At 40.8% G+C, this 19,448-nt stretch carries 15 protein-coding genes; 8 read left to right on the forward strand and 7 right to left on the reverse strand.

The window, feature by feature from the left end; all coding sequences use genetic code 11:
* Positions 1-10 precede the first annotated feature (10 nt).
* A complete protein-coding gene (locus tag F7734_RS31865; protein WP_155748564.1) occupies positions 11-1,405 on the reverse strand; it encodes an MATE family efflux transporter in 1,395 nt (464 codons plus the stop codon).
* 108 nt (positions 1,406-1,513) lie between these two features.
* Entirely contained in the window at positions 1,514-2,176 is a 663-nt protein-coding gene (gene lipB / locus F7734_RS31870) for a lipoyl(octanoyl) transferase LipB (RefSeq protein ID WP_155748565.1), read from the reverse strand.
* Between the two features lie 544 nt (positions 2,177-2,720).
* Between lipB and raiA the strand changes: the two genes are divergently transcribed.
* Complete coding sequence (raiA, locus tag F7734_RS31875) at positions 2,721-3,371, forward strand: ribosome-associated translation inhibitor RaiA (RefSeq protein WP_155748566.1); 651 nt, start codon at positions 2,721-2,723, stop codon at positions 3,369-3,371.
* Positions 3,372-3,556: 185 nt separating this feature from the next.
* On the opposite strand, the gene F7734_RS31880 is transcribed toward raiA, so the two are convergent.
* A complete protein-coding gene (locus F7734_RS31880; RefSeq protein ID WP_155748567.1) occupies positions 3,557-4,018 on the reverse strand; it encodes a peroxiredoxin in 462 nt (153 codons plus the stop codon).
* Between the two features lie 201 nt (positions 4,019-4,219).
* On the opposite strand from F7734_RS31880, the gene F7734_RS31885 reads away from it, so the two are divergent.
* Positions 4,220-5,353 (forward strand): acyltransferase family protein, encoded by a 1,134-nt coding sequence (locus F7734_RS31885; RefSeq protein ID WP_155748568.1) that lies wholly within the window; start codon positions 4,220-4,222, stop codon positions 5,351-5,353.
* Between the two features lie 122 nt (positions 5,354-5,475).
* On the forward strand, positions 5,476-6,297 hold the full coding sequence (locus F7734_RS31890) for a DUF1838 domain-containing protein (RefSeq protein WP_155748569.1): 822 nt from the start codon (positions 5,476-5,478) through the stop codon (positions 6,295-6,297).
* Here the strand turns inward: F7734_RS31890 and F7734_RS31895 are convergent.
* Both F7734_RS31895 and F7734_RS31900 read right to left on the reverse strand, forming a co-directional pair.
* Positions 6,294-6,899 carry a YdcF family protein gene (locus F7734_RS31895; RefSeq protein ID WP_155748570.1) on the reverse strand — a complete coding sequence of 202 codons (606 nt, stop codon included), beginning with the start codon at positions 6,897-6,899 and terminating at the stop codon, positions 6,294-6,296. The genes F7734_RS31890 and F7734_RS31895 overlap by 4 nt on opposite strands.
* Before the next feature lie 57 nt (positions 6,900-6,956).
* On the reverse strand, positions 6,957-7,985 hold the full coding sequence (locus F7734_RS31900; RefSeq protein ID WP_166482280.1) for a VOC family protein: 1,029 nt from the start codon (positions 7,983-7,985) through the stop codon (positions 6,957-6,959).
* A 750-nt stretch (positions 7,986-8,735) separates the two neighbouring features.
* Here F7734_RS31900 and F7734_RS31905 point away from each other — a divergent pair.
* The 5 genes from F7734_RS31905 to F7734_RS31925 all read left to right on the forward strand — a co-directional run bounded on the left by F7734_RS31905 (position 8,736) and on the right by F7734_RS31925 (position 17,355).
* Positions 8,736-9,857, forward strand: a complete 1,122-nt coding sequence (locus F7734_RS31905) for a response regulator transcription factor (protein ID WP_155748572.1) — start codon at positions 8,736-8,738, stop codon at positions 9,855-9,857.
* Positions 9,858-11,066, forward strand: coding sequence for a response regulator (locus F7734_RS31910; protein ID WP_155748573.1), 1,209 nt, complete (start codon positions 9,858-9,860; stop codon positions 11,064-11,066). It begins immediately after the preceding gene.
* Positions 11,067-11,080: 14 nt separating this feature from the next.
* Entirely contained in the window at positions 11,081-13,063 is a 1,983-nt protein-coding gene (locus tag F7734_RS31915) for a PAS domain-containing protein (protein ID WP_155748574.1), read from the forward strand.
* A gap of 10 nt (positions 13,064-13,073) precedes the next feature.
* Positions 13,074-13,451, forward strand: a complete 378-nt coding sequence (locus F7734_RS31920) for a response regulator (protein ID WP_155748575.1) — start codon at positions 13,074-13,076, stop codon at positions 13,449-13,451.
* A gap of 607 nt (positions 13,452-14,058) precedes the next feature.
* The gene (locus F7734_RS31925) at positions 14,059-17,355 is read left to right on the forward strand and encodes a GAF domain-containing protein (protein WP_243147199.1); all 3,297 of its coding nucleotides are present in this window, start codon (positions 14,059-14,061) and stop codon (positions 17,353-17,355) included.
* A gap of 877 nt (positions 17,356-18,232) precedes the next feature.
* Here the strand turns inward: F7734_RS31925 and F7734_RS31930 are convergent.
* Together F7734_RS31930 and F7734_RS31935 are read right to left on the reverse strand one after the other, a co-directional pair.
* Positions 18,233-18,568: a hypothetical protein gene (locus F7734_RS31930; RefSeq protein ID WP_155748576.1), complete on the reverse strand. Its 336-nt coding sequence runs from the start codon at positions 18,566-18,568 to the stop codon at positions 18,233-18,235.
* A 261-nt stretch (positions 18,569-18,829) separates the two neighbouring features.
* Complete coding sequence (locus F7734_RS31935) at positions 18,830-19,132, reverse strand: RNA-binding protein (RefSeq protein ID WP_155748577.1); 303 nt, start codon at positions 19,130-19,132, stop codon at positions 18,830-18,832.
* Positions 19,133-19,448: the final 316 nt, after the last annotated feature.

Here is a 19,448-nt window from a genome sequence, read left to right on the forward strand (position 1 = left end):
CCCCCACTCCCTACCCCCTACTCCCTGTTAACTGCCCGATTTTGATGCGCTGCGGTATCTCAATCGTGCTAAACCGCCAGGTTAAAACGGCGGCTGCTAAAGCAAGACCAATGACAAATCCCCACCATAAGCCAATGCCACCAAATCCCAATAACATACCAAGTGTGTAACCACAAGTTAAGCCAATACCCCAATATGCTAAAGCGCCTATGAGAAGGGGAATTCGGGTATCTTTTAGTCCTCGCAGCGCACCAGCCGCAGCCACTTGAATGCCATCTGCTATTTGGAACATTGCTGCTACTCCCAGAAGTTGCTTTGCCAAACCGACAACGGTTGCATTCTTAGGATCGGTAGTGTCAATATAAAGTGATACGATCCTTTCTGGAAATACCCAGAACAAGATGCCCATAACTGCCATGAATGCTGCACCCAACCCAATACCGACAAATCCTGCGAGCCTCGCTCCTGTAGGATTTTCTTGTCCCACGAGTTGCCCAACTCTCACAGTTGTTGCTATTGAAAGTCCAACTGGAATCATAAAAGTTAGAACTGCCGTCTGAAAAGCAATTTGATGGGCTGCTAATGTCACTGTTCCCAATTGTCCCATTAAGAAGGTGACGCAGGTGAAAAATCCGCCTTCTACTCCTGCTAATACGCCAATGGGTAAACCGACTCGCACCAATTCCCAAAAGACTTTGCTTTCAAATTGATAGATTTTAGAAAATGCACGGTAAATTCGCAGTTGAGAGTGGTTGAGGATGTAAATTGCTAAAGCAGCAAACATCGCCCAATAGGACAAAGCACTTGCATAACCAATTCCCGCTAAACCTAATGCAGGAAACCCATATTTACCAAACATTAAAATATAGTTACCTACAATGTTGAGCAATGTACCACCTATGACGATCGCAATCACGGGACGGGGTTTTGATAGCGCTGAGACAAAACTTCTCAGCACGGCAAAGCTCAGCCCAGGAAGATAACCCCATGCGATCGCTTTCAAATACTCTTGCGCTAATACAATAGTTTTAGGTTCTTGCCCGAACAACCGCAGTAGCGTTCCACCATTCCAGATCAGCAGTGTTATCGGAACTGCCAAGATGAGTGATAGCAACAAACCTTGTCTTACCACCCGGCTCACTAGTTCCACTCGTCCGGCTCCGTAGCCTTCCGCAGCAAGTGGGCTAACTGAGGAAACAATTCCAGAACCCATATACATTAGTATGTGAAATATAGATGCTCCCAATGCCCCGGCTGCAATGATTTGGCTTCCTAAACTACCCATCATCACTGTATCGACAAAGGTTGTCGCTCCTTGAGATAGCTGTGCTCCAGCTAAAGGAACTGCTAAAATCAGACATTCTTTAATTTCTGTGATGACCCTGGATTTTGATATAACGTTCATAATCATTATGATTTAGAAGCCTGGAGTTACATTGTAACTTAATACTACACACATAGCATTGGCTTTCCCGATCCAACAGTCACGGTGATATGTTGTATGCGATCGCGCTCACAGCGATTCCATATCTATCATCTCAACATTAAAGACATCAGCGAAATTCTTTGCCACTTGAGAGCGTACCTCAGAACAAGTTATATTGGGAAGCCATTGAGCTAAACTACCCACAGGTCGATCGGCAATACCACAGGGGACAATACGCTGAAATCCTGTTAAATCAGGACAAACATTTAATGAAAAACCGTGCATGGTAATCCAACGGCTGACTTTAATGCCAATTGCTGCTACTTTACGTCCTTCGAGCCACACTCCCGTAAATCCTGGATTGCGTTCCCCTGCTAACCCGTAGAATCTTAATGTGATTATTATCACTTCTTCTAGTTGCCGCAGGTACCAGTGGAGGTCTTTACGATAATAATGCAAGTTTAAAATTGGATACCCAACAAGTTGTCCGGGACAGTGATAGGTCACTTCACCACCTCTTTCAACTTGATGAATTTCATACTGGCTTTTGCTTGGGTCAAACTTGAGAAATTCTGGGTTTGCTCCTTGTCCCAAAGTATAGACGGGTGGGTGTTCTAGCAAGATTAGCACGTCATCTAGATGAGCGTTGTTAACTCGTTCCATTTGAAGTTGACGTTGCCATCTCAGTGCTTCCACGTAATAAATTACTGTTTGGTTATATAACAAACATCGGCGATAGCGGAAAAACATACTACGGATTACCTAAAAAATCAAGTAGTGGCAGAATAAAATGTATTTCATGTTACCAAGTTGGTAACAAAAATTGTCAAGCTATGCAAAGGATTTTAAAGGAAAATCACGGGAATTTGTTTTTAAGAATACAAGGTGCTAGCTTTGATATATTAACCTCAATGGTGTTGGGAGGAATTCTCTGCAGTAACCGTCACGCCAAAACATATAGTTAAGAATGAACACCGATGATGACGCCCAAGCGATCGACAGCATAAAATAGAAGAAAGCTGTAAAAACTCGTTTTTTCTTAAAAGGCAACAAGCCACTGAAGAAGCTCAATCTACGATGTCTGCACCAATTCCAATTGCCTTTCAATCAGTTGGAAATATGGGCAAATGTTGTAGGTAATTTTGAGCTACGAAATTTCTGAAACTTCGCATTCAGTGGGCATCGGGTAAGTGTCAAACCAGTACTATATGTTCTGGCGACAGTGTTAGACCTTACCGCAATTCCTTTTCATCCAAACCAATATTTACATACAGCATTGAGCGGGAGAGTTTACATGAAGCTTGTCATCCACGGCAAAAATATTGAAATTACCGAAGCGATTAGGGATTACGTGCATCAAAAGATTGAAAAGGCGGTAAATCATTTTCAAAACATCACAAACGAAGTGGATGTCCATTTAAGCGTGGCTCGCAACCCCAGAATTAGCACAAAGCAATCGGCTGAAGTCACCATTTACGCAAATGGCAATGTCATCCGTGCAGAGGAAAACAGCGAGAACTTGTACGCTAGCATAGATTTAGTAGCTGATAAAATATCTCGTCAACTCCGGAAATACAAAGAACGGCGTCACGAAAAGAAAACTCATGCTCAAACGACCATTGATGGAGTAGTTCAGGAAACTGTTGTAAAAGATTTAATAGGCGATCGCACTCCCGAATTACCAGAAGAAGTGGTGCGATGTAAATATTTTTCTATGCCACCCATGACTGTTGCAGAAGCTTTAGAACAACTGCAATTAGTGGGTCACGATTTTTATATGTTCCGTAATGCAGAAACTGGAGAAATCAACGTTGTTTACGAACGCAATCATGGTGGATTTGGTGTGATCCAACCGCGCAATAATAACGGTCACACACATAACGGTCACACAAACGGCAAGAACGGCAAAACAGCCCATGTGGCATTTTCTGAAAAAAGGGTATAGGGAGTAGGGAGTAGGGAGTAGGGAGTAGGGGGTAGGGACAACAGAGAATTACTAGTGGCCCCAATCTCGTTCCCAGGTTCTACCTGGGAATGCAGGTCGCGAGGCTCCGCCTCGCACTCCAGCTAGAGTACAGGAGGCTCCGCCTCCTGTAAGGCATTCCCAGCCGGAGCCTGGGAACGAGGTAATTACCCGATCCCCCTATTTTGCAGCGTTTTCAGTGCTTCTTCGACATGCCCTTTAAAATTAAACATGGAGTCGAAGACATACTGTACTACCCCTTCTTTGTCAATGACGTAAGTCACGCGTCCTGGAAATAAACCAAAAGCTGCGGTTGCACCGTAAGACTTGCGGGTTTGGTCACCTTTATCACTTAAGAGGGTAAAGGGTAGCTGATATTTTGTAGCAAATTTTTGATGGGATTCGGGGGAGTCACCGCTCACACCAATAACCTCTGCGCCAGCATTTTGAAAAACTTCATACTGGTCGCGAAAAGCACAGGATTCAGCCGTGCATCCTGGTGTGTCATCTTTGGGATAAAAATACAAGACGACAGCTTTTTTGGCACGAAAATCTTTAAGGCTGATGGGTGTACCGTTTTGAGAAGGTAACGTAAAGTCGGGGGCGGTGTCGCCTACTTTAATTGGCATAGGTAGTTTAGATTTAAAACTGTGGAATTAAGTAAGTTGGCGCAGATAATCTTAACTGGTTCGTAGTTGCGCTAAGCGCGCTAAAGCGCAACTACGAACTCAATACAGTAATTTTACACTTCGTTACATAGTTTTTTGAATTGCTCTTGATTAGCAGTAGGAGGCAGAGTACTTTAGAGTATCTTTTCCCATATTCTGTTTATGCGTCTGACTTCTCTCGATGTTTTTCGGGGCATCACTATTGCTGGCATGATTCTTGTTAACATGGCAAGTATTGCTGACCCCAATGTTTACGCACCGTTACTCCACGCACAGTGGCATGGTTGCACCCCAACAGATCTAGTCTTTCCTTTCTTTTTGTTTATTGTCGGTGTGGCAATGGCTTTCTCTTTGTCAAAGTATACTGAGAAAAATAAACCAGATGCATCTGTTTACTGGCGCATTCTACGTCGTGCTGCTATTTTATTTACTTTGGGGTTGCTACTGAACGGTTTTTGGAATCAAGGGATTTGGACATTTGATTTAAGTACTATCCGTATCATGGGAGTGCTGCAACGTATCAGTTTGTCGTACTTACTTGCCTCTCTTGCTGTCCTCAATTTACCTCGTAGGAAACAGTGGATACTAGCAGGAGTTTTACTCCTTGGCTACTGGTTGACAATGATGTACATACCTGTTCCCGGTTACGGTGCTGGAGTGCTAACACGGGAAGGTCATTTCGGCGCTTACATAGATCGTTTAATCATTCCCGCAACACATTTGTATAAAGGAGATGGTTTTAATAACTTAGGAGATCCGGAAGGACTTTTTAGCACAATACCTGCCGTTGTTAGTGTCCTTATCGGTTATTTTACCGGACAGTGGATACGAAATAAAAAAGACACTCATTCCGAAACCAGTATGGATTTAGTTCTGTTTGGACTGAGTTGCCTGGTTATAGGTGGAATTTGGGATTTAGCATTTCCTCTAAACAAAAAGCTATGGACTAGTTCTTACGTAATTTTTACAAGTGGTTGGGCATTATTATTACTTGCAGCTTGTTACGAATTGATTGAAGTAAGACGGATACGGCGTTGGAGCAAACCTTTTGAAGTGATGGGATTAAACGCTATTTCAATCTTTGTCGCTTCAATACTGTTAATTAAAATATTAGTAAGAACCAAAATTGGTGCTGGAGAGAAGGCGCTAAGTACTTACGAGTGGATTTATCAAAATCTTTTTGCCTCCTGGACGGGTACAGTCAATGGTTCTTTCTTGTTCGCCATCATGACTGTTCTATTATGGTTAGCAGTTGCTTACGCCATGTATCGACAACGCTGGTTTGTTAAAGTATAAAGCTAGCGACTCATCACCTCGTTCCCAGGCTCCGCCTGGGAATGCCTGACTAGAGGCTCCGCCTCCTTTACCAGTCAGACTTGCTCAGCAGAGCTAAATATCACAAAAATAACGGTTAATCAATGGTTGCTGAAATCAAAGAATTTGATGCCCAGCACTGGGTAAAAACTCGTTCGTCTCTAAATCCCAACGAATCTACCTTTCTTGCTTGGAAGGGAAACATTTACGCTTTTGTTCCAGGAGAGAAGAAAAAACTTTTATTTAAAATGGTGGGCATGAGTGTCAGCAGGTGCATACCCACAGAAGAAGGTTGTTGGGATTTTACCTCTCGCGAATTGACTTATTACCTTAACCCAGAAACTGGCGAAATTTTACACAAATGGGATAATCCTTGGACGGGGGAAACTGTTTCGGTAATGCACGTTGCCAATAATCCAGTGCAAGGTCATTTCAAAGGCAAGTTTCCCGCACCTGTTGAGGGAGACAGCACAACTTTTGTATTTGATATTTTTCCTGTCTACCCCAACCCATTGGGGGGAAATCCTAAATTTGCAGCCTATAGTCCTTTTACCACTTATCAAGCTGCAGAGTTGTTTAAATTAACAGTGCCAACTGTAGATTTATTAAACCCTGAAGTTGCATCTGTCACTGAACTAAAACTCAGTTGGGACAGGATTGGTCAGTGGCTTCCTTGGATGAAGATGGGTGCTAGCCCCGGTCATCTTATTTATAGTGCCTATGGCAGCAAAGTTGACGGCTTTAGAGGATTGCCACAATTACTTCAAAATGAGATTGAGGAACGCGTTCCTTTGTATAGGAATGCGCCCAAGGCTTTCATGGATGGGGAAGATATGACTTCTTGGCTTTACTTTCAAAAGCACTTTGATGCTTATTTGGCTGGAGAAAGGTTTCCATTACCAGTGACCAGTGACGTAGAGGGTTAAAACTTTAACACGAGGTAGACGAAATAAAAGTAAGTTTCTCTCATCAAAAACTCAAATTGACTTTTGAAACTGCGGTAGCGGGTGGTAGGTGTTGGGGATGGATATGCTTCCATTCCCATGTCTTGCGCCATTAATACCGCCCGTTTAAGATGCAAGGGGTCACTGACAATTAGAAATTTTCTCAATTTCTTCTTGGAAGCAACTTCTCGGGCATTTTTTAAGTTTTGATAAGTTGTGTAAGATTCTGTCTCAATCAGAATGTCCGCTTCTTTGACTCCCCTGTCCATAGCATAGCGTTTACCAACGATCGCTTCGGCGAGTGCTTTTTCCGCACCTACACCTCCAGTAAAGATGATGTTACGAACTGTTCCTCGTTTATAAAGATTGATGGCGTGATTAATTCTTTCGCGAAACACTGGGGATGGTTGTTCTCCCCAAACTGCTGCTCCCAGTACTATCGCTGCATCAGCCTTGACAATATTATTGAGATTGCCGTAAATGTAAATACTTAAGGCTGTTGTGGCAAACACAAGTAGTGTTGCAGAGGCAATGCCAAGCAACACCAAGGCTAACCAATACTTTCTAGTTTGATAACTGGGCATTGTCAGAATTCCCCGATTTCAAATTAATAAGCTTGTTTAACCTTTGTAACAATTCTTTTAGGGTTCTAACAACGTCCAAAAGTAACCATCTGGCGAAACGAAGGAAAAACTCATTTCCCCAAATTCATTGGCGACTAAAGTTGTATATTTTTGTACTGGGCTTGCTTTGATGCGATCGCAGTAGGCATTCAGCCCCGTGACTTGGTAAGTATACAAACACATTCCCAAACACCCCGGTTGTGCAAATTCAAAACGGGCATCTAATTTGACAGAATTGGGAAAGCGAATGATGTAAAGTCTACCAGAACGAGCCGCAGACAAATCTGTTTTTGAAGAACGGGGATCGTCAAAAGCTGTGACATAAAACTTCTCCTTTGGTTGGAGGTCAAAAATTTCTCGTCCTGCTAGGGAAGATTCATAACTAGTCTCCACATCATCACGTACTCGCAGCAGACCCAAAACCTCATCATAAAATTTTAAAGTTTCTTTAGAGTCATCTTGAATCACCATACCCATATGAGTAAACTGGCTGGTTTTTAAAGCAGAACTTTCGTTAATAACTCCATAATTCGGTACGGTGTAACCAAACCTCTCAAATAAAACTTGTCGTGTCAGAGGCTGTAACAGAAGCATTTCGCGTACACCGACGGCAGGTTCAATAAAAGGACGGCTTTTTCTCTCCTTATTGTAAATGATTTCCCAACGAGGGTAGGTATACCAGATAGCCCAGCCTGCTGCTTTTGCATCTTCTATATGATTTAAAATATTGAGTACATCGGCAGTTAGGGTAGTAGCCCAACGATTTCCCTTGACTTTCATAGACCCCATCTTTAATCCTTCCGAAGTGGGGTTTTGCCAAATCATTAAGCGGATCAACCCATGATCTGCATTTTGGTGGTAGAGACGAATTGAGTTTAAGGATGAATTGACGCCGTACAGTTGGTATGCTCTATCTGCGGATAGTTCCCCTTGCTGACCAATACGATAGCCGAATTGTTCCCAATACTGAATGGCAGAAATTGGTTCTTGAATGCCAATACAGACTTCGTAGATACCTTGAATAGCAGTTTGTCGCTCCTGAGCTATATTAGGGGAAAACATAAAATTTTGATATAGTTGACCAACGTTATTTTTAACCAGACCTTCGCACTCTGGCAAGATTTTTTCTATTGTATTATGACTACTTTGAAGAAAATTGAGAAAAATTCTGTAGAAATCCTCTGAAAATTCGTAGTATCCTAGACATAGTGTTGGATTATAATCTAAGATTCTAACTTGAACGACTTTGCCATCGTGACAAAAGTTTGCTATCTATAAATTATCCAGGGTGACAATACAAAAAAATACGATTAATTTAGTCAAAAACATGGATGAAGTGCCTTTTCCCAGACAGTTAACTCTGGATTTCAGTATACATATTCTTATAAAAAAAATTTTTCTCTTCCTGATTGCAATGGATGTTATGGCCTTTCTCAGTCTCATGAGGTACACCCCCCTTTCATGCTCCCTTGGTCAGGGGGGACAGAGGGGGGTAATTTTTGTACCTCATCAAGTTGAAATTTGCTGTACACCAATTTTTGATGAAGCTACACATACTTTTTACCCCTCCTAACCTCCCCTTAGTAAGGGGAGGTTAGGAGGCGGTGGGGTTGTTTCTATGCATCTTCATATGGAAATGGTATTAAGCTTCACAAACTTCAATTGGAAAAGAATTATTTTCATTTTTGCCACAAACATTGCTGCTTGTTGCTGAGATATCTTAACTGCGCCTGAGATCTCTCCCCAGAAATGTTTCCTTTTTTAGCTAAATAGTTTTTACACTTGCGTGAGGTACTCATGAAGATTCTTTTGGTAGAGGATAATGAGCACAGTGCTTCGTTCTTATCAAAAGCATTAGAAAGCTACAACTACCAAACCGAGACAGTCAAAGATGGTCAAACAGCGCTGGAGTTGGTGAGAGCGTTTAACTACGACCTCATTTTACTAGATGTGATGCTTCCTGGATTAGACGGAATTAGCGTTTGCACCCAACTTCGCCAAGAAGGCTTTCAACTGCCCATTATGATGATAACTGCCAAAGACAGCACGAGCGATCGCGTTAGGGGATTAGAAGCAGGAGCAGACGAGTATGTTGTCAAACCCTGCGAATTACCAGAATTAATTGCTCGAGTTCGAGCGTTACTGCGGCGGGGAAGAGACATTTTCCCAATGGTATTCGCTTGGGAACATTTACAGTTGGATATGAATACAAAAGAAGTGTCCTATAAGAAAAAGCGCTTGCACCTTACACCTAAAGAATATGGTTTATTAGAAATTTTTCTACGCAATCCAGATAAAATCTTCAGCCGTCATGAATTACTCAACAGTATTTGGCAATCCTCAGAATCTCCTGGAGAGGAGGCTGTCACAACCCAAATTAAAGGTTTGCGACAAAAACTAAAAGCAGCAGGAATGACCGCAGATTTGATTGAAACAGTTTACGGAGTAGGATATCGGTTAAGAAAAGAGAATGAGGAAGCCGGGGAGCAAATGAGTAGGGGAGAAACTTCTTCTGCGTTGTCGTCGGTATTTCCCTCATCTTCCTCTACTATTGAAGCAGAAGTCTTGACTATAATGACAAAGGCTTGGGAAGATTTTAGAGAGAATTTTCTCAAAGAACGATTTGATTTATTCGATTTAGCATTAAGCAATTTATCAACCGGAACTCCAGACATTCATTTACTGAGAAAAGCACAAGCAGAAGCTCATTGTTTGGCTGGCTCCTTAGGAAGTTATGGTTTGTCATTGGGTTCTAAAGTAGCTCGAGAAATCGAATTTCTATTGCAAATTTTAATAACTTGGAAGGAAAATGTAGCTTTACTATTAAATAGATTGAAAAAATTAACAACATCGTTGAAAAAAACATTAAAAGAGCAAATCTGTGATGAAGAAGGACAGGAGAACTCTCCAACAAAATAGTTGTTGCAAGTCATAAAAAATTTGCGGGCATCAAACCCCAATCCCTCAACGCTTTATTTATATCAAAATATTAAATTTAAAAAAAATCAAGAAGTGAAAATAGAAGAATTAAGTAGCTTATCGAACATACTAGAAGAGTTACCAGTTTCTTTAGAAGAAAGATTGGAATTATTTGAGAAAGTACTTACACATTTATCTATTGGAATACCAGACAGCCAATTACTTCAAGAGGCACAGATAGAAGCTCATCATCTAGCAAGCTCTTTTGAGAATTATGGTTTACCAATGGGTTCTAAAGTAGCTCGAGAAGCCGAATTTTTGTTACAAACTTTGGCAAACTGGAGACAACATACAGCTTTATTATTAAATAGATTGGAAAAATTAACAATATGCCTAAAAGAAACCTTACAGCAACCGAAATATCTACCTATAACGTCTGTTCTTCCTCAATTACCATCAACAAGATTACTCATTATTGATTGCGAAACCATCCTTACTGAACGTATTAAACAAGAAGCAGCTAACCATAGTTTGCAGGTAGATGTCGCTACAAATCTTACAGTGGCAAAAAGTATAATTGCTTCGCGCCCTCCCAATGTTGTTTTGCTGGATATTGCTATCGGTAAGAGTTATAATAATAGCTTAAAGTTTCTAGCTCAGCTTATAAAAGACAAACCCAAACTTCCCGTTATAATTTTTACTACATTAGATCAACTGTATTATCGTGTAGAAGTTGCGCGTCTCGGAGCATATACTTTTTTACATAAAAATACACCTGTCGATGAAGTGCTTTCCCAAATTACAAAAGTTGTTAATCAATCTCCTGATAGCAAAGCAAAAGTCATGGTTGTAGATGATGACCCCTTAATACTTTATCGTATCAAAACATTGCTATTGCCTTGGAAACTGCAAGTCACTACCCTACAATCTCCTGAAGAATTTTGGCAAATATTAGAAGCGATAAATCCAGACTTACTTATTTTAGATATAGAAATGCCAGGTTTTAACGGTATTGATCTATGTCAGGCGGTACGTAACGACAGCCGTTGGAGTTTGTTACCCATATTATTTCTTTCCGTACATTCAGAGGCAAAAGTAATGCATAAAGTTTATACAGTAGGTGCAGATGATTACGTACAGAAACCAATTATAGAACATGAATTCATTACTCGTATCTTTAATCGTTTGGAACGAAGAAATAACAAATAATAAATGACTAATTTATGTGCAAGTGTACGGAATTAGAGAAAATTAATCAACAACTTACTCTAGCTCTAGAATCAGCTAATATGGGCATTTGGGACTGGAATTTGCTGACTGACGGTGTTATTTGGTCAATCGGTCACGAACGACTGTTTGGGTTGTCACCTGGAACTTTTCTGGGAACTTACGATGCTGTTATGGATTGTATCCATCCGGACGACCGAGAAAAGGTAACTTTAGCTTCGTATCAAGCTTGTACTTTCGGGTATAATTTTCATCAAGAATTTCGTGTTATTTGGCCGGACGGTAGTATCCATTGGATGGAATCAAAGGGAAAATGTATCTATAACAATGAAGCACAAGCAGTGCGAATGCTGGGAACTGTTATGGAGATTACCGAGCGAAAGCAAGCAGAACTAGCACTGAAAGAAAGTGAGGAGAGGTTTCGACTGCTAGCGGAAACTATCCAAGATGTTTTTTGGATTGCAAATGCAACAAATTCCCAAGTCTTATATGTTAGTTCCGCATACGAAAAAATCTGGGGACGCCAGAGCGAAAGCTTATATGCCAATAGTCAAGAATGGATCGATAGCATTCATCCTGAAGAACGCGAGTCTGTGAAAGAGATGTTTTCTAACCAAATTCTTGAAGGAGATTTGGAGCGAGAGTATCGGATCGTCCTTCCTGATGGAACGGTACGGTGGATTCAAGACCGGGCGTATACAATTAAAGATGAGCTTGGAGAAGTTCAGTGTTTGGTGGGAATTGCACAGGATATTAGCGATCGCAAACAAGTAGAAGCCACCCTTCAGCAACTTAATGAAGAATTAGAAATGCGCGTTCAACAACGAACTTACGAACTTGAAACTTCTCAAGCAACTTTACAAAAACTTTATCAACAACTACAAGCAGAACTTTACGGACGTGAACGAGTAGAAATTGCCTTACGGCGTAGTGAAAACTTGTTTCGTTCTCTCTGCGAGTTTGCGCCTGTAGGTATTTTCAAAGCCGATCCCCAAGGAAAAAATATTTACTCCAACCCCTGCTGTCAGTCAATCGGTGGCTTCACATTAGAGGAAGCCTTGGGTGATGGCTGGATGCAGTTTATTCATCCTGAGGACTTAGATAATATCGTACCTCAGTGGAAAATTGCAATAGCACTACCTCAAAAATTTTCCTGTGAGTTTCGTGCTCTTCATGGAGATGGAACGATACGATTTTGCCAAATGAAGTCAGTCCCAATAATTGCCGAGTTAGGTGAACTTTTAGGTCATGTTGGCACAATAGAAGATATCACAGAATGTCGAGCAATTGAGAAAATGAAAAATGAGTTTATCTCAATTGTCAGCCACGAACTTCGCACGCCTCTTGCATCAATTCGCGGTTCTTTAGGGCTTCTTGCGGCTGGGGTTTTTAACGAGCAACCAGAAATTGCCCAACAAATGCTAGTTATTGCCACTAGCGATACAGAACGTTTAGTTAGGTTGGTTGATGACATTCTGGATTTAGAACGCCTGGAATCCAACACAGCCATTTTAGTCAAACAGCAGTGTGATGCTGGCGCACTCATGCAACAGTCCGTAAAAACTTTACAACCTCTAGCCATAGAAAGCCATATTACCGTCTCTATCTTGCCTGCTTCTATACAGATCTGGGCAGATCCAGACCAAATCCTTCAAACTCTGATCAATTTGGTTGCCAATGCGATTAAATTTTCCTTGCCAAACAGTCAAGTTATCCTAAGTGCTGAAGATTTACCAGACTGCGTTTTGTTTAAAGTTCAAGATTGGGGGCGGGGTATTCCTCAAGATAAGCTAGAGGTTATTTTTGAAAGGTTTCAACAGCTTGATGCTAGCGACTCCCGCCAAAAAGGAGGAACTGGTTTAGGGCTAGCTATCTGTCGCGGTATCGTACAGCAGCATGGTGGTAAAATTTGGGCAGAAAGTGTCTTAGGTAAAGGTAGCATTTTTTACTTTACCATTCCTAAACTATCCCAGAACTAAGTTTATCTTTATGACAACGAAGCGCATTTTGATTATTGATGACGAAAAAAACCTGTGTACTGTCATTGGGGCTAGCCTGGAAAAAATAGGACGTTGGCAAGTGCTGACAGCTTCATCTGGTATTGACGGATTGAAAAAAGCAGAAACCGAACAACCTGATGCTATCTTACTGGATGTAATGATGCCAGATATAGATGGTTTAGCACTCTTGGAAAAATTACAAAGTCATGTGGTAACCAAAAAAATACCTGTGATTTTACTGACTGCTAAAGTCCAGAAGGTTGATTTAGAGAGATTTACCAAGCTGGGGGTTGCGGGGGTGATTGCTAAACCATTTGACCCTTTAACGCTTTCATACCTAATCGCTAACATACTTAAGTGGAGTTAAACAGGGTGTTGCTAAAGTTTCAACCTCATAATTTCCTCACTTTCTTTTTATACAATTATCTATGTTCCGCATTTTGCCCTATCTCGAGTGAAGTTCTCCGTCTTAATTATGATAATTATTGTTATTAAGCAAGCCCAGCAAGAACGTGGCAGCTTTTTGAGTGAAATACGAACAATACATAGCACTTGCTTTCCATTTGAGAGATGTAGGGAAAGCTGATGTGTCAATGAACTTACGACTCATACTTAGATAGACTGAAGAACTGTCACCAAAGTATTTGATTACTATTCTATCTACAGAATCCCATATTCCAACTTTAAAAACATCCTCCGTATGACAGATAAGTTGGTCAGCCCGTGACTTCTCCTTTCTTTGCACTTGGGAATGCAGCGTGTAAGGCTATGTCTCGTGTAACTAGCTGAATATACGAGGGCAAACTAAGGAGTCAAGGCAAAGGCATTCTCAGCAAGCAAGTGGGAATGTGACCAACATCTGAAACCTGCAACCGATCGCTTTTATTGTCCATACAGTCATCAACAAATAGCATCTACTAGTCAAAACCCTCATATTTTCTCATTCAATTACATTATTCTCCAAGGATTGCTACATGCTTAAGATGATTGGTTCTCAGAAAAATATCACAGCTAAGAATCTTGAAGAGCAAAAGCCAAAATTGGTTGTATCGTTAGAGGACAACAATTCTGTGCAGACTAACAGGCGAGACATTCACACAAGTCGTTTTACTTCTTGGCTCCCGCGTACAAGTTTAAGAACAAAAGCCATGGCTTTTGCTTTTGCTATCGGTACTTTGCCAGTTTTCATCATTGGAATGTTGACTTACCAAATGGTTCATCAATCAACAACAAAAGAAGTATCTAATAACAAGCAAGATAAAGCTATATTGCTAGCAGATAGTGTCAACACATTTATGATAAGGCGTTATGAAGACCTTCTACTCATCTCTAAGCTAATACCTCTATCAAATAGTAAATTCAATAAAAGTATAAACCCCAAGGATGTAGAAACCAAACTGAATCACTATCTAGACGTTGAAAAAAGCTATGAAAGTATTGCCATACTAGATATCAATGGGAATGCGATCGCCACATCAAAAGGTCAGTTTGTTGCCAATCAAAAAAATGAGGAATATTTTCAAACAGTCCTCAAAACGCGATCGCCTCACATTAGCCTGCCTTCAGAAACACAAAATGCAGAATTGGGCAAAATCTATTTAGCATTGCCTCTCAAAAATAATAATACAGGAGAAATTATTCATGTTATTCGAGCAATTATACCTCTAAAAGCTTTAGAATCTGTTGTCTTTAAACCACAAAGCAGTCAGGATGATTATAATTTAATAGAGCCTTCTGGCAGAATTTTCTTATGTAGAGATGGAGAGCATATAGGGAAAAATGCAAAAGATAAAGTTCCTAATTGGAAACAATTTTCTTTGAACGAAAAAGTGACAACTTCAATTTTCTTTAATAAACAAGAGAATGTTGAGGATATCGTAACTTATATACCCAATCAAAAATTAGAGAATTTGCCAGATTTGAAATGGCAACTTGTTTTAATTACAGATACAGCAACAGCTTTATCCACACAAAGAAATTTACTGCTAGTCTTACAAATTGGAACATTAGTCACGGCATTAATTGTTGGTTTACTTGCAGCACTTTTTGCTAACCGTTTAGTATATCCAATTGTAACGACTACTACAGCTATTAAGAAATTAGGACAGGGAAAACTTGATACCCGAATTGCTGTTGAAGGTGAAGATGAATTTGCCATCTTAGGGTCTAACATTAATCAAATGGCAGACCAATTGCAACAGCTACTGCAAGAACAAACTCTGGAAGCCGAGCGCTTAAAGGTTTTTACAGATGTATTGCTTTCAATTCGTCAGTCATTAGACTCTGAAGAATTGTTCAACACAACAGTTAAAGAAGCAAGAATTGCTCTTAAAGCAGACCGAGTTACAATTTATCAATTTAATGCTGAAGGAAGCGGAAAAGTTATAGCTGAGTCAGTGGATTTAGGATTTCCGATTGCCTTACACGAGCTCGTTGAAGATGGTTGTATCGATCGAGAAATCATAGAAGCTTATAGTGCGGGTCGTGTATTAGCTACTAATAATGTTTTAGAAGCAGGGTTTTCACCCGAACACCTTAAGTTGTTACAACGATTGCAAGTAAAAGCAAATCTAGTCACACCAATTATCAAAGACGATCGCGTTTTTGGATTTTTAATTGCCCACCATTGTCAAAAATATCACTTATGGCAACCTTACGAAATTACTTTTTTAAAGCAGTTGGCAATTCAAGTCGGATTGACTTTAGAAAGAGTCAATTTGTTAGAAGTGACACAAACACTGAAAGACCTTGCTATTCACCTGTCTAAAACTCATAACTCACAAGAAATCTACACGTTTGCGGTTCAAAGTATCCGTAAAGCCTTAAAGGTAGATAGAACTCTTATTTATAAGATAGATGACAATTCTCAAGGAAGTATTATTGCAGAATCAGTTGGTGGTAGTTGGTCTTGCTCTCTGGGGACAGATATTCAAGACCCTTGTTTGAAAGAATATATCGAAAAGTACCGACAAGGGCGTGTTGTTGCGATCGGCAATATTTATCAAGCCAATTTATCGAAATGTTACATTCAGCAACTTGAAGCATTCGAGGTGAAAGCTAATTTAGTAGCCCCCATTCTATTGGGTGGAAAATTGCTTGGTTTGTTAATTGCCCATCAATGTTCCCGCTCTCGCTTGTGGCAGCAATGTGAAGTGGATTTGTTTGACCAATTTGCAAGAATTGTAGGTTTAGCGTTGGAGAGAACTCATCTTTTAGAGCAGGCAGAAAAAGGACGTTTGGCAGCAGAACAAGTTTCTATAGAACAACGCCAACAAAAAGAAAGGCTGCAACTACAATTGCTAAAACTTATAGACGATGTAGAATCTGCATCCAGAGGCGATCTGACTGTACGTGCTGACGTTACCTCTGGGGAAATTGGTACTGTCGCTGACTTTTTTAACTCTATACTGGAGAATTTGCGAGAAATTGTGATTCAAGTGAAAGTGGCTGCAAGTGAAGTTAATACTGCGATCGCAGAGAACTCCGGAGCCATGAATCAATTAGCAACGCAGTCGCTCACACAAACCCAAGGAATTAGCCGTACCCTAGACGCTATCGATCAAATGAAGCTTTCCATCACAACCGTATCAAAAAGCGCCAAACAAGCCGCAGAGGTTGCTCGGACTGCCTATCATGCTGCTGAAACTGGTGGTACAGCAATGGATTTGACAGTAGAAAATATTATGTCCTTGCGAGACACTGTCGGAGAAACTGCCACAAAAGTTAAAAGACTGGGTGAATCTTCACAACAAATCTCCCGTGTAGTGGGATTAATCAACCAAATAGCGATGCAAACTAACTTGCTAGCCATTAACACTGGTATTGAAGCGAACCGTGCCGGTGAAGATGCTCACGGTTTTGCCGTTATTGCGGAAGAAGTCGCCTTATTAGCAGCGCAATGTAGTGCTGCGACTTCCGAAATAGAACAAATTGTGACTAATATCCAGCGTGAAACCAATCAAGTTGTCAGAGCTATGGAGTTAGGGACAACACAAGTCATTGAAGGAACTCGTCTGGTTCAAAATACCAAACAGAGTTTGAACCATATTTTAGATGTCTGTCGCCAAATCGATCGATTGGTATCTTCCATTTCTACAGCGACAGTCTCTCAGGTACAAACTTCCAAAGAAGTCTCAAGTTTGATGCAAGAAATTGCCAAAGTATCACAAATGACGAGCAATTCTTCTCGTCAAGTTTCTTCATCTTTGCAAAAGACAGTAGAAATTTCCCAGCAATTACAAGCCAGCGTTCGTACATTTAAGGTGAGTTAGCCAAAGTAACGGATTCTTGAACAAGTCTCATAGCAAGGCGCAGTCGTCGCAAAGCTTTTCTTTCAGACTTTGCGCCAAGCTGCATATCTTATGTTTTTGTAAATAACAAGCGTAGTTCTACGCTTGTTTTATACTGGATATCAATTTTCTACCAGAGCCTCGATCGCCAGAATCAATATTCTTTGTAATTTCATGCCAAAAAGGCTTTCTTGCTTGCAGCATCCTCATTACCAACCTTTTTCTTTACAGTTGATAAGCAGTATAAATTGCAACAATTTTCCGCTCTAAGTTCAAACTTAGGAGATAATTGTGAGGAACTTGTGAGGAAATCATCATTTTTATAGTTATTGATTAAAAAATTAATATTCTTTAATAACCTTTAATTGGTTAACTGCCAGAATCCCCCTTTCATCCCCCCTTGGCAAGCTATGCATTGTCCGTATCTTTCTCAACATTTACGAGAGTAATCACTCACGTTTTTTCTAACCCTGATTCGTTCGTCTTTCATTCTCAATAAAAATGAATTTTTTGCGAGAATAACAAGTGTCATTTTGTCAAGTCCACTAACAATCTCAGCGTTTAGAATGGACTGTAGCCAAAGGTTTTAAGATTGTAAAGAAAGATGCGACTAATGCAAAGCTACTGTACGTTCGCTCCTGCTTAGCAGCAGAAGTCTTGAGTGTCACTTAAAGGAAAAGTTTGCCTGATATGACCAGACCCTGACAACTTTTGGGTCTGGTCATATCAGCACATGACCCATATCTGTAGTAGTCATGTAATACGCCGAAACCCGGTTTTCTGTTCCAAGAATGATACTTGTAGCCCAGATTAGTCGGCAGATTTGCCGCAGGGTTGGTTCGCCCAAGACATTCTATGGCTACCGCATGGCTTCTAGAAAGCGGTAGTCGTGCATCCAACCTTCCTTTTCGTAGTCGCTCAGGACAGCGATCCGACCCGTACTCAAAAACGCCAGCTTGAAAATTTCCCACTGCTCGTCGGTGATGTCACCCACCTGCGAGGTGACGCCTCCCTCCTCCCAGATAATCGACACTTCTCTGCCTCCGGCAATCTCGAAGTTCCCTAAGCGGGTAACCCGACCGAAATGCCACTCGAACTTAGCCCCGGCTTGTTTAGCCTGAGCCGCCTCGAGCCCCTCGGTGCTGGAGTGAAGAGTTTGGTCTCCCTCATTTGCTAATGATTTTTCCTGTGTCATGACTTAGCCTTGCTTTAGTTAATTCTGCCAAAGGGCAATTTTATCTGCGGTTCGAGTTCAACTATTTGATACCACCCACGGCTCATGTCGGGTCTTATTTTTGGTAACGGGGTGAAATGAGCAGTAGAGCAGAAAGTTACGTTAAAAACATGATGAACCAGTCTTATCTGCCTGCACATAACCCCTATATAGAAGTCAGGAGTCGATGTGCTCTTTAGAGAAGCCCTCATCCCTAAGACTCCGAGATTTTTGTTTCAAAGCTTAGTAGCGATTACGGGAGCCGCCGTATCCTCCCCGGTTACCACCAAACGAACCTCTATCTTCCTTAGGCTTTGCTTTACTGACTTTCAGGTCACGACCCATCCACTCAGCACCATCAAGACCATCAATGGCAGCAGCTTCTTCAGCATCTGTACCCATTTCCACAAAACCAAAGCCGCGTACACGACCTGTTTCACGGTCAGTAGGTAGCTGAATCCGCTTTACAGTACCATATTCTCTAAAAACAGTATTTATAGCATCTTCTGTAACTTCATAGGAGAGGTTACCTACATAAACTGACATAAATTGTCTCCAAAATCATAAGCTGTAGAGATTTAGATTTCGGAGAGAAGGTTGCAGATACCAAAAGGGAAAAACCTATCAATATAAGGAACAAACACAATCACCGAATTAATTCTCATCTTTAATGATGACATATCAGCCAATCATTAGAGGAAGAACTTGAAAACTGTCACAAAAAGTTAATGTGTCCTAGAAATCCTACTGATTTGGGGTTATTCGCTTCAAGCGTGTTATGAGGGGAAAGATAGACTGAAAGTATTGCTATATATACTTTTCAGATATTGTTTCCTATGAAATCATCTAGACCTAGCTTGCG

The sequence above is a fragment of the Scytonema sp. UIC 10036 genome (assembly GCF_009725235.1).